The 11,983-nt window shown below is 69.8% G+C and carries 9 protein-coding genes; 3 read left to right on the plus strand and 6 right to left on the minus strand.

What is annotated here, in order from left to right; translation table 11 throughout:
- The first annotated feature begins 53 nt into the window (after positions 1-53).
- From AB0F61_RS02995 to AB0F61_RS03005, 3 genes are all read left to right on the plus strand, one after another.
- Entirely contained in the window at positions 54-1,142 is a 1,089-nt protein-coding gene (locus AB0F61_RS02995) for a hypothetical protein (protein ID WP_357802709.1), read from the plus strand.
- A 92-nt stretch (positions 1,143-1,234) separates the two neighbouring features.
- The gene (locus AB0F61_RS03000; protein ID WP_357802748.1) at positions 1,235-2,800 is read left to right on the plus strand and encodes an O-antigen ligase family protein; all 1,566 of its coding nucleotides are present in this window, start codon (positions 1,235-1,237) and stop codon (positions 2,798-2,800) included.
- 40 nt (positions 2,801-2,840) lie between these two features.
- Complete coding sequence (locus AB0F61_RS03005) at positions 2,841-4,832, plus strand: hypothetical protein (RefSeq protein ID WP_357802711.1); 1,992 nt, start codon at positions 2,841-2,843, stop codon at positions 4,830-4,832.
- Between the two features lie 147 nt (positions 4,833-4,979).
- On the opposite strand, the gene AB0F61_RS03010 is transcribed toward AB0F61_RS03005, so the two are convergent.
- From AB0F61_RS03010 to AB0F61_RS03035, 6 genes are all read right to left on the minus strand, one after another.
- Positions 4,980-6,596 (minus strand): hypothetical protein, encoded by a 1,617-nt coding sequence (locus AB0F61_RS03010; protein WP_357802713.1) that lies wholly within the window; start codon positions 6,594-6,596, stop codon positions 4,980-4,982.
- 114 nt (positions 6,597-6,710) lie between these two features.
- Positions 6,711-7,571, minus strand: a complete 861-nt coding sequence (locus AB0F61_RS03015; protein WP_357802715.1) for a glycosyltransferase family 2 protein — start codon at positions 7,569-7,571, stop codon at positions 6,711-6,713.
- A complete protein-coding gene (locus AB0F61_RS03020; protein ID WP_357802717.1) occupies positions 7,571-8,485 on the minus strand; it encodes a glycosyltransferase in 915 nt (304 codons plus the stop codon). Before AB0F61_RS03020 ends, AB0F61_RS03015 begins: the two co-directional genes overlap by 1 nt.
- A 49-nt stretch (positions 8,486-8,534) precedes the next feature.
- Positions 8,535-9,614: a glycosyltransferase family 4 protein gene (locus AB0F61_RS03025; protein WP_357802719.1), complete on the minus strand. Its 1,080-nt coding sequence runs from the start codon at positions 9,612-9,614 to the stop codon at positions 8,535-8,537.
- Entirely contained in the window at positions 9,611-10,462 is an 852-nt protein-coding gene (locus AB0F61_RS03030) for a glycosyltransferase family 2 protein (protein WP_357802721.1), read from the minus strand. Before AB0F61_RS03030 ends, AB0F61_RS03025 begins: the two co-directional genes overlap by 4 nt.
- A gap of 1 nt (position 10,463) precedes the next feature.
- Positions 10,464-11,723 carry a hypothetical protein gene (locus AB0F61_RS03035; RefSeq protein ID WP_357802723.1) on the minus strand — a complete coding sequence of 420 codons (1,260 nt, stop codon included), beginning with the start codon at positions 11,721-11,723 and terminating at the stop codon, positions 10,464-10,466.
- Between the last annotated feature and the right edge of the window lie 260 nt (positions 11,724-11,983).

The following is an 11,983-nucleotide window of genomic DNA, read 5'->3' on the forward strand; positions in this document are numbered from 1 at the left end:
GCGGGTCTCTGGTGGGAAAGGCATGGGCCGCCGTCGACGCGCAGGAGCGACCCATGACGGTCATCCTGCTGGACGGGCCGGCGGCGACGGACCCACGCTGGCGGGAGGCCTTCGCCCACGCCGTCAGGATGTTGTCCCAGGCACCCGCCGGTCACCCCTACGCGGAGGCCGACCTGTCCTCGACGAACCCGTGGGTGGCGTACGAGGGCGAACAGCCGGATGTTCCGGAGCACCTGTTCCGGCTCCTCCAGCAGGACTACCGGGCTGACGACGCCACAGTGTCGCTCGGTGACTCCGTCACCCCGGTCAGCGGCACCCCCGTGTCGACCGGCGGTGTGAGCCAGGACCCGGCGGGTGACGGCGCACTCGGGGAGCCGACCCAGCAGGTCGCCCTGTACGCGCAGGCCCCGTGGTCCGGGCCGTCGTCCCAACCGGTCTCGGCGGCGCCCTCGTCCGGCGTGCCGGTCCCGGTCGACCGGGAACCGTTCGGGATGCCCGGCCGGCGGATCGCGCCGGTCCAGGTCGTCCGGAAACGCCGCAGCTGGATCGCCCTCGTCGCCGGCGGGTTGGCGATCGCTCTCGTCGCCGGTTTCGTGGGGTACGCCGTCGGTGGGCCCGGTAAGGAGGAGAAGGCACCGTCCGAAGCGGCCTCCCTCTCGCCCTTTCGGGCGACCCAGTTCTCCATCAACAAGGCGAAGTTCATCGGCGAACTGGCTCCGTTGGGCGAGCCGTGGCTGGCCGACGTCAGCGGTTGCGTGGTCTACAACGACGACGGCGGCCCGGATCTGCCACCGAACGAGGAGCGCCACATCTTCTGCCCCGACGGGGCACTGGAGCTGCACTTCGTGCTGTTCCGGGAGCAGGCCCAGCGGGACGCGGCGCGCGCGCAGCGCCAGGACCTGAACCTCGCCGCTGGTTCGCTCGCCCCGGGGCTGAAGGAGGCGACCCGGACGACCGGCGGCAAGAGCGGTGTGCCCGGCAGCTACGTCGAGTACGCGTTCAAGGTGGAGACCGGGACGTACTGCGGACTCTGGTGGAATCGGGACGACTCCAACGGTGTCCTGGTCATCGAAACGCCCTGTGAGGCAGGCATCGCGGGCAACTGGGAGGCGCTGCGAGACCTGTGGCGCCGGTACAGTTGATGCCGCGCGTGCCGCGACCGGCTCCGGGCGGCGACGCCGACAGAGGCCGACGTCCATCGACGCCGCCTGCTCCGTACGATCGCAGCGTGCACATGGTGACTGACCGGTTCAACAGCCTGGGGCGCCCGGCGCGCTACGTCGGGCTGGGCCTGCTGTTGGTGGCAGCGGCGTTCCTGGTCCTGGGCAGGTGGGACCTCGCGCTCGCCGTCGGCGCCGGTGCTCTGCTGGGTTGGGTGCTGCTGAAGCCGGTCCGGATCACCTGGGCCATCTTCCTGGTGGCCTTCATGGTCCCGGTGACGATCGACTTCGGTTACCCGACCAACCCGTCGTACACCCTGCTGCTGCTTCTCTTCATCCTCGCCGGCTGGGGGCGGCTGCACCGGGCCGAACGGGACGGTTGGTCGCCGAGGTTGATCGGTGGGGCGCTGCTGCTGCCCTTCTGCACCGTTCTCGCGGGAGTGCTGCACTGGCACGGCATCAAGCCGGTGGCGGTCGGTGTCGCGCCCCTGCTGTGCATCGGCGTGCTGGGCTGGCACCTCATCGAGGAAGCGCGTCGCGATCCGAAGCTGATCGGGCGCATCGCCGAGACGTTCACCTGGATCAGCGTGGCCGTGGCGGTGTTCGCCAAGTACCAGACCCTCACCGGCACCTGGCCGCTCTTCGACCAGTTCGCCTACGACTGGACCTACACGTCCCTGTTCGATCCGACCCGGGCGGCCGGGTTCTTCGGTCACCCGATCGTCTACGGCTCCTTCGCCATGGCCATGGCCCTCGTGGCGCTGACCATCCGGGGTAAGTACTGGTACATCCCCTTCACCGCCAACCTCGTCGGGCTGGTGCTCTCCGGCACGCGCAGCGCCTGGGTGGGGACCTCCCTCGCGCTCGGGATCTGGCTGCTGCTCAAGCTGCGGAAGATCTCCTGGCGCGGCGTGTCCACCGGGGTCGTCATCGCGGTGGTCGCCTTCGTCGTCGTCGCGGTCAACCCGTCGACCTTCCGGGTCGGCTCCGAGGAGCCGCCGCCGACCTGGGTCAGCCCCGCGGAGCCGGGCGCGACGCCGTCGGCGAGTGCCACCACCCCGTCCGTGGACTCGGTCGACGTGGCGGGAGCCCGGATGTCGGACCCGGTGGGGTCGGCAAGCGCGAGCGCCCGCTTCGAACGCATCTCCGTCGCCTGGGACGGCATCACCCGCGACTGGTCCACTGTCATCTTCGGCAACGGCCCGGAATCGAGCGTGCGCTACCTGGAGGACGTCGGGATCGGCGACGGGCAGGCGCAGGTCTTCGACAACACCTACCTGACCATCTGGCACAACCTCGGCCTGGTCGGTCTGCTCAGCTTCGTCGGCCTGCTGCTGGCGCTGTTCTGGCGTTCCCGCTCGCTCGCCGGTCGGCTGATCATGGTCGGGTTCGCCGCGCAGATCTTCTTCTTCGACGTGTGGCTGTGGCTCAGCGCCGTGGCCGTCCTGCTCCTGGCGATCAGCCTGGGCGCCGCGGGCGGCCCGGGGGCATCGCCTCGGTCACTGTGGGACCTGGTGCCCGGACGGCAGCGCGTCCCCGGGCGAGAAAGCGCCGGCGAAGGGGAACCGCACCGCCAGCCGCCGCCCCCGCCGGCTGGTGCGGCAGTGTCCTTCACCGCGCGTGGCACCCACAGTCACTGACCGCGCGAACCCCCAATCACCCCTTAAAAGAATGGCCCCGATGAACGACGACACTGGTCCCCGTGGCCGGACCATGCGTGCCGGCGGTAGGTTCGCCCGCAGTATCTGGCTCTTTCCGGCCCTGCTCACGGTCGTCTTGCTGGGGTTGACGGCCCTGCAGATCAATGGCTCCTCGGTGGGCATGTTCCACGCCATTGTCTCCGGCGAGGTTCCGGATCCGAACCTCCTGGCCAACGAGCCACAGGGGATCCGGGCGGACGAGTGGAACGTCAACACTCAGCTCACCATCGCCCAGGAGGCCGCCGACTACCCGCGGGTCAATCCGAACGTCGGGCAGGGCGAGGACGTCACCCTGATCAGGGACGTCCCGTACAAAGAGTGGTCGACGGTCTTCAAGCCACACAACCTGGCTTTCCTGGTGCTGCCGTTCGACTACGCGTTCGCCTTCAAATGGTGGCTGATGGGCTATCTGCTCATCCTGAGTTGTTACTTCTTCGTGCTGGCGCTGATGCCCAGGCAGCGGTGGTTCGCCGCCGGGCTCGGGTTGGCGTTGTTCTTCAGCCCGTTCAACCAGTGGTGGTACCAGTACGTCACGCTGTCGTCGATCTACTACGCCCTGTTCGCGGCCACGGCGCTCATTTTCCTCATGCGGTCGAAACGGCTGCTCACCACAGTCGGCTGGGGAGCGCTCCTGGCCTATGTGCTCACCTGCTTCGCGCTCGTTCTCTACCCGCCGTTCCAGGTGGCCTGTGCCCTGGCGGTGGCCCCGTTCGCCGTGGGCTTCCTGATCGAGCAGGGTCGGGCAATGCCGCGCCGGCTGCTGCTGCGGCAGTTGGGCATCGCCGTCGCCTCGCTCGTGGTCGCGGGCGCCGTGATCGGTGTCTTCGTCGCGACCCGGATGACTGTCATCGAGACCATCCAGAACACGGCCTATCCGGGTAAGCGTGTCGTCGAGAGTGGTGGCTTCGACTTCATGCACCTCTTCGCCGGCAACACCAGTTTCGGCTTGCAGTTCCCGGAGAAGGCCGGGCTCTACAAGGTGATGGCCAACCAGAGCGAGAACTCCAACTTCCTGCTCGTCTTCCCGTTCCTGCTGGTGCCGAGCGTGGTCCTGCTGATCATGCTGTACCGCGCCAAGCGGATCATCGACTGGCCGCTGCTGCTTTCCAGTCTCACGCTGCTGGGAGCAGTGGTCTGGCTGTTCGTTCCGCACCTGGACCTGGTCGGCAAGATCCTGTTCCTCAACCTGGTGCCGCCCGCACGGCTGATCATCGGCATCGGTCTGCTGAGTTTCGTCGGGATGGCCCTGGTCGTCCGGCGGCTGCTGGACGAGCGGATCGGCCTGCCGAGTCGCAAGCTCGTCATCGGGTACACAGCCGTCGTGCTGCTCGCCCAGGTGTTGCTCACCCTGCACGTGGAGCGGGCGTTCCCCGACTTCATGCAGGAGCGCGGTCTGCTCCTGTCGGTCATCCCCATCCCGCTTGTCGTGTTCCTGCTGCTTCGTAAGCACTTCGCCTGGGCCGCAGCCGCGCTGCTTGCCTTCTCGCTCGTCATGACGGTGTACATCCACCCGCTGTACCGCGGCACCACGGTGCTGACGCGCACACCGTTGGCGGAGTCCATCCGCGCCATCGAGGCCGAAGACCCCGACGCCACCTGGGCGACAGATGTGCCCTCCGTGGAGAACTTCGCCTACATGAACGGCGCCCACTCGTTGGCCGGCGTCTACGGCTACCCGCAGTTGGAGCTGTGGCGGACCGCGGACCAGCAGGGCGAACAGGACTTCGCCTACAACCGCTACGCCCATGTCTGGTTCGTCTTCGACCGGGATCCGGCCAAGACGGTGCCGACCAGCTACAAGCTCGTGACCGCCGACCATTTCGACGTCATAACCGAGCCGTGCGGCGACTTCCTCCGGCAGCATCAGGCCCGGTACCTGCTGACCGGGGAGCCGCTCAACGAGGCGTGTCTGGAACTCCGCGAGACGATCCGCTACCCGGCCGCGACGTTCCAGATCTACAAGGTTCGGTGAGGATGCTGGGCGGCTAGTCAGAGCCGGGGCCGGCCAGCGGCGGGCCCCGGCTCCGCCCGAACCCAGGCGGGGATCCATGCGGTTACCACACCGGTAGCCGCCTGGATCCCCGCTCTGCTGTGCGCCGTGCCGCTCGCACGGGGGCGGTCACCCCCGGCTGATCAGCAGGACCGGTTCCACTCCACCACTCGCCTGCTCGACCCGGTAGTCGGCGAGCACCTGCTGCCAGGCCTCCGCCTCCGCCATGGCGTGGGAGCGGATCAGCCACACGCGCCCGCCGCGCTGATCGGCGAGCGTGAGCGCCTGGTCGAGGCTGGCGTGCAGGGCTGCCGTCTCGTTGTCGAGAAGCACGCGCACGTCGGAGCGCGTGGGCATCCGGATCCACCAGCCGACCGTGTTGGTGTGCGGCGCGACCAGCTCGATCGGGTCCTGCGGCGAGTAGAACGCGAAGCCGTACCAGGCCAGCTCGTTCATGACGATGACGTCGTTGGCGGACCGGTGCTTCGCCACGTACTGGGTCGCCGAACGGATGTCGGTCACCGCGATGGCCGTGTAGTAGAGCCCGGGTTCGTCGCCGTCGAACCGGTACCAGCGGCCGTTGTGCAGGCCGTACAACGCGAGCAGCACCGCGCAGGCCGCCGCGGTCAGCGCCGGGGCCGGCAGGCGGGGCACCAAGCGACGGACGAGCAGGGCCCCTCCGTAGGCCAGTCCGGCGACCCCGACACCCGCTACCGCAGCCCCCGTGACGAGCAGGAAGTGTGAGGTACGCAGCTCCAGCAGCGGATAGAACCGGGCGACCCCAAGCGTCGTCACCCCCACCGGCAGCAGGAGCAGCGCGATCGCCGCAGCGGGGCGACCCTGCCAGGCGAGGGTGACGACACCGGCCAGGCACAGGCCGCCGATCAGCAGAGCGGGCGCGCCCACCACCGGTGCCAGGCTGTGCACCTGCCGGCTGAGGTAGCCGGGCAGCTCGGTCAGGCTGGGGAAACTGTCGGCCCAGTACTCCCGCATCTTGTCGTTGTTGCCGCGCGCCGAGACGCCGAAGTAGAAGGCGACGATGACTGTCATCGCGCCGAACGCCGCCACTGCCACATCCCGCAGCCGCGCCCACTGCCGGCGCAGCGCGGTCACCAGCAGCAACCCGCCGAACACGCACGGGGCGGCGATCGCGGTGACGTGGCTGAACGCGATGCCGGTGGCGGCCACTGCCGCGAGCACGCCGAGTCGCCGCCGCGACCAGGTCTGCTCCGTCCAGGCGCTCAGGGCGACGAGCAGCAGGGTGATCGCGGCGTCGGCGGTGTACTGCTTGAGGTCGTGACGGATCTGCTGGGCCGGCACGAGCAGGACCGCCGTGGCGCCGGCGAGGCCCGCGACGACCCCGAGCCACCGCGTCGGCCACCGCAGCAACCGTCCGAGCGCGTACGCGGCGACAATGGTGAGCCCGTGGAACGCCAGCGGCACCACGCGTAGGTAGTCGGTGTCCGGCACCAGTCGCAGCAGGAAGCTCCACCCGAGCGGGGTGGACGAGGTCGCCACCGGCAGTTCGCTGAGCGGCAGCCGCACCGACAGCGCCACCCAGGCCTCGTCGAGCCAGTACCCGGCCGTGAGCATCGTCTTGACGTCGTGGACCACCGGAAAGAGGGCCAGCAGCACGCCGACGGCGACCCAGTCCGCGGGGATGGGACGGCGCCCGCTCCGCGTCGCCGCCGTGGCCGGACGACCCACGTCCCCGCGCTCCAGTTGTACGACCACGTCGGTTCCCATCACGAGTACGGAACGACAATGCTCCACCCGTACGACGTCATCGGGGGAGGGAAACTCGGTGACCGGCCCGGCGCGCCGGGCCGGTCACGGCCCGACGCCACCGGCGGCCTCGAATCAGCTCGCCCCGGCCTGCCGGACCGACGTGGGCAGGGGTTCGGTCGCACCACGCTGCGCCGGCACCGACGTGCCGATCAGGCGTGCCGCCTGCGGGTTACGCCGGGCGGCCGTCGGCAACCCGACCACGAACTCGGGGAACAGGCCGAAGAAGGTCCGGGCGCTCTGCAACTCCAGAGTGTGTGCCCGCGACCACTGGAACGAGTTGGTCGCACGGGCCCAGTGGTGGGTCCACCGCACGTCGCCGAGCAGCACCACCGGCATGTCGTGCCGCCACGCCCGCAGCCCCAGCTCGTGGTCCTCGTAGTAGAGGAAGAACCGCTCGTTCCATCCGCCCATCGCGACGAAGTCCGCGGTGCGGGCCGCGACCGCCGCGCCCATCACCCAGGCCACGTAGACGGCCTCGCCGGGCTTCGCCACCACCCGGTAGTTCGCGTGCATCCGCGACAGCGGCCAGATCTTCCGGTTGCCCAACTTGGCAGTGGCGTAGGGGAAGCCACGGCCGTTGGGCTGGGGGGTGCCGTCGGTCGCGAGCAGTTGCGGAGCGACAAGGCCGCCGTGCGCGTCCAGGTGACGCTGCATCGCGGCGAACCCGGCCGGCTGGACCTCCAGGTCGGGGTTGGCGAACAGGACGTACTCACCCGCCTGGCGTACGCCGACGTTGTTGGCCTTGGCGAAGCCGACGTTCTCCGGCAGCCGGATCACCCGGGCGCCCAGCTCCTCGGCCACGGCTGCCGAATCGTCTGCGGAGTTGTTGTCCACGACGATCCACTCGTAGGGCTTGGCGCCGGCCCAGCACCGCCGGAGCGTGTCCGCGGAGTTGTAGGTGACCGTCACGACACTCCACGGGGTTCCTGCCATCACGCGCTCCGAACTCTCAGATAGCTGACCAGGGATGCAAAACCGAACCGCTTGCCCTTCCACTGCCGGCGGGCGGCGGGCCCCTCCACCAGGCCACGTCCCACGCCACGCAGGAAGGGCCGGAGCAGGCCCTGGCGGGCGCGGCGGGCGGCCAGCGCCAGGTGTGCCAGCGCGAGGATCGGGATCGCGACGAGCATCAGCGGCCAGGTGAAGGTCCGCGCGGCGACCAGGAGCCGGTTGCGGGCCAGGAGGAACGCCCGGAACCCCTGGAGCTTGTTGTCGCCCTCGACGCTGTGACCACCGGCGTGCGGCAGCATGAAATCCAGCCGCCGCGTCCGCAGGCCCTCGGCGTACATGCGGAAGGCGAGGTCGGCGTCCTCACCCCAGGCGAACAGGTGCTCGTAGAACCCGCCGAACCGGTGGAAGAGCGCGGTGGGGAAGACGGCGGCGCCGCCGGACGGGCCGAGTGGCCCGCGCGGGACCGTCGCCGCCCGGTCGATGAACAGCGAGACCGGGTGCAGGTCGATGCCGACGTACTCGCCGCCGTGCATGGCGAGACCCACCGCGATCGGGCTCTCCGGGTCCGCGGCGATGCTCTGGAACAACCGGGCCAGGGCGTCCTCCGGCAACCAGACGTCCGGGTTCAGCAGCAGTACGTGGCTGGTCCGCACCGCGGCGACAGCCCGGTTGCAGCCCGCCGCGAACCCCGGGTTCGACGAGTCGGGAAGGTACTCGTACCGCTCGTCGTCCAGAGCATCAGCGATGACCTTCGCGCACTCGTCCTCCGGCCAGTTGTCGGCGAAGATGAACCTCACCGGTAGCCCGTCGGCGGCGCGTACCCAGGTCGGGAGCGTCTCGGCGAGCATGTCGCTGGACCGGTAGAGGACCGTGACGATCGTCAACGTCTCTGCCACTCGGACACCTCCCTCACTGTCTGCGGATCACTGGACGACGGCATGCTCCTCACAGGAGCGACCTGTACAGGCTCTGCCACCGCTGCACACACCTGTCGAAGGCGTACTCCTGGGCGTACCACTCGGCCACCCGCTGCCCCTCGTCGACGCCACGGTGGCCGACCGCCTCCCGGATGGCGCCGGCGAGCGCGGCGGGCGCGAGCTCCGCCTGGAACGCCAGGGTGCCCGTCGCGTGCCGGGTCACCTCGGCCAGGCCGCCGGCCCCGGTGTGCACCACCGGTACGCCGAGCGACAGCGCCTCCAGTGCGCTGAGCCCGAACGACTCGACCCGGGACGGCACCACGAGGCAGTCGATCTCCTGGAGGAAATCCGCGGCCGTGACCCGACCGACGAGGTCGAGGTTGGGTCGGGCTGCGATCGCCATCGAGCCCGCGCCGGCGACCTTGAAGTCCAGGTCCGGGAGGAGGGAGGCGATCTCGGGCAGGAGATCGGCACCCTTCTCCTTCTCCAACCGGCCGAGATAGCCGACCACCGGCCGCCGACCCGGCTCCGGTGTCTGGGCGGGCTTCGGGCTCGGCCAGGTGACGGGCAACGGGTTCGGGATCAGGTGGATGTTCTTGACGCCGCCACGTTCGCGCAGCTCGGCCGCCTCGAACTCGGACACCGCCACCGTCGCGTGTGGACGTACCCGACGCATCGCCAGGTCCAGCGTGATGTTGGACTGGATGAGCGCCTTCTGCTGGAACGAGCCGGCGGTGTCCCGGTACTGCCAGAGGCTGTTGTGCAGGGTGACGACGAGCGGGGTCCGTCTGCCGCCCATGCTCAGCGCCGCCCGGGAGTGCATGGCAGCGGACAGCAGGTGGGCGCAGACCACGTCCGGCTGCACCTCGTTGACCAGGCGGCGGATCTCCCGGGCGTAGGCGAGATCGATCCGGCTGGTGGCGCTGAGCCCGATCCACGGCACCCCGGCCTCGCGCAGCGCGTGGCCCACCTCGTCGTCCGAGGTGGCGGCGATGACGTCCAGGCCGGTTCGCGCGTGCGCCGGGATGATCTCGGTCAGGATGCGTTCGGCGCCACCGAGCTGCCGCCGCCCCGAGCCACCCGTGGTGCAGACGAACAACACCTTCACGAGGTACGCAGCCCCTCGACGGCGCCACGGGCGATGGCGCGACGAACCGGGTTTCCGCCCACCGCGGCGCGCAGCAGCACCCCGCCCACGTACGCCGTCGTGGCGATGCGGCCGCGCCGGCCACCCATGCTCCGGCTCGCCCGGATGAACTCCCGGGTGCGGCGCTCGGAGATCTCCTCCTCGGACCAGCGCCGCTTCGCGGTCGCGTCGTCCTCGTGCATGATCACGGCCTCCGGCACGTACGCCAGCCGCAGCCCCTGTTGCCGGACGGCCCAGCAGAGCCGCATGTCCTCCGAGTAGAAGAACGACGTCTCGTCGACGCCGCCGATGGCGTCGAAGGTGCTCCGGCGCATGGCGACGAAGGGGCCGGTCAGCCAGTCCGCCTTCTCCGGCGGGGCGACGATGCGCAGGTTCGGCAGCACGAGGCTGAGGCCGGTGGCGTGGGCGAGACCGACGCCCAGGCCCAGGAACCGCCCGCCCTCGGTCTGTGACACACCCGACGGCGTGACGACGCCCGGGAAGGCCGCGCCCACCTGTGGGTCCTCAAGGGCGGTCAGCAGGCGGGACACGGCGTCGGCGTGCACGATGATGTCGTTGTTGGAGAGGATCACGTTCGCCCGGCTGGTGTGGCGTACGCCGAGGTTCATGCCCCGCGCGTACCCCAGGTTCGAGCCGGACTGGACGTACTGGACACCCTGCTCGGCGCAGAACGCGCTGAGCGACTCCTGGATGTGTGCCGAGCTGCCGTTGTCGACGACGACGATCTCTGCCTCCGTCGGCAGCGACAGGACGCAGGCGCGGGTGCGCTCAAAGTCCTCCCAGGCGAGGACAACAATCGAGACATCCATGTCAAACCGTCCCATTATTCGGCGACTGCGCTCGTCGCAGGCTCGCTCTGGAGGCGAAGGCGTGTACGGCGTAGGCGAGCGTCGAGGCGATGGCCGCCCCGATCACACCCGCCCACGGGATGATCGCAAAGTACGCGGGAACAGCGAACCCGAGGGTGATCAGTGCGACCACCGTCGTGGCCCGCTCGCCCCGCCTCTTCAGCAGCAGGGCGCTCCAGCTCTTGCCGGCCGCTGTGGCCAGTGAGCCGGGCAGGAGGACGAGGCCGAGAATCCAGGCGTGCCGGTACTCCGGCTGGAGGTAGCCCAGCACACCGAGCCCGAGCACGGCCGCCAGGGCGACCGGCAGCGCCGCGGTGACCACGGCTCGGGTGGGGTCGGGTCCGGTGTCACCGTCCCGGCTGGCCAGGATCCGCTGCGCCCGTACGACGGCACCGGCCTGCGCGAACTCGAGCGCGGCGACGGCCAGGGCGTACACGCCGAGGGGGCCGGCGCCGACGAACCTGGCCACCAGGATCTGGTTGAACCGTAGCGTCATCATCTGGGCGAAGATCCCGAGGTGCAGGTTGCCGACGGCTGCCATGTCGGCGCGGTAGTCGACAGCGGTGGCCTCCGGCCGTGGTGCGGGCCCGATCCGCCGGAGCATCCCCAGCACCAGGGCGCACACGGACAGCGCGCTCACCCACTGGACGACGAGCCACACCATGCTCCACAGGCCGCCGTCCAGGTAGCCGGCGAAGTACAGCGCCACGTAGCCACCGACCAGGACCGCCCCGCTCGCCGCGCGCATCGCGTAGACGACCAGGAAGCTCTTCTGGCGAAGCGCGATCGACGAGACCGTGTTGAAGATCGTCAGACCCGCGGCGGACCCCATGCCGACCAGATAGCTGCCGATCCCGGCCACCGTGGTGAGCACCGCGGCGGCGACGACGGAGAGCAGGACCGAGGCCGTCAACATCGCCAGGACCCACTGGCGTCCCCGCGAGAAGACCCAGCCGCCCGGGCGGGACAGCAGGAAGGTGTCCAGGGAGAGGCCACCGACGGCCGCGCCAAGCGTCGCGCTCACCATGTTCGCGGAGAGTTCACCGCGCTCCGCGGGCGGCAGTGCCACGGACAGGACCGCCGCCAGCCCGGTCAGGCCCAGAGCGCCGATGTAGAGACGTTCGGGTGCGACGAGCCGCCGCAGCAGGCCCAGTGCGCGGCGTCCGGGCGATGGCTTCGTGCCGGGGCCCGGCGAAGGCCGAGCGGTATTGACCAGCGACACGCCGTTCACTCGCCCCCCATAGATGCGATACGTGCGGGCACGACGAGTCGTACTTCGCTGGCACTTTCTACCCGAATGCCGTTACACCTGCAATCGCCCAGGTGGCCCTAACCGATAATGCCGAAACACCTACCGGCACCGCCAGTCGGCCCGCGTAGACTCTCGGACCCGTGAGGATCCTCGTCACCGGCGGAGCCGGATTCATCGGGTCGGAGTACGTTCGCCTGCTGCTGGGCAAGCCCCTCGGCAGTGCCGACGGC

The sequence above is a fragment of the Micromonospora sp. NPDC023888 genome, assembly GCF_040639415.1.
Taxonomy (GTDB): Bacteria; Actinomycetota; Actinomycetes; order Mycobacteriales; family Micromonosporaceae; genus Micromonospora.

Coding starts and splice junctions, on each gene's coding strand:
- AB0F61_RS02995 (WP_357802709.1), top strand. CDS start 54: ATGACGGTCATCCTGCTGGACGGGCCGGCGGCGACGGACCCACGCTGG.
- AB0F61_RS03000 (WP_357802748.1), top strand. CDS start 1,235: ATGGTGACTGACCGGTTCAACAGCCTGGGGCGCCCGGCGCGCTACGTC.
- AB0F61_RS03005 (WP_357802711.1), top strand. CDS start 2,841: ATGAACGACGACACTGGTCCCCGTGGCCGGACCATGCGTGCCGGCGGT.
- AB0F61_RS03010 (WP_357802713.1), bottom strand. CDS start 6,596: ATGGGAACCGACGTGGTCGTACAACTGGAGCGCGGGGACGTGGGTCGT.
- AB0F61_RS03015 (WP_357802715.1), bottom strand. CDS start 7,571: ATGGCAGGAACCCCGTGGAGTGTCGTGACGGTCACCTACAACTCCGCG.
- AB0F61_RS03030 (WP_357802721.1), bottom strand. CDS start 10,462: ATGGATGTCTCGATTGTTGTCCTCGCCTGGGAGGACTTTGAGCGCACC.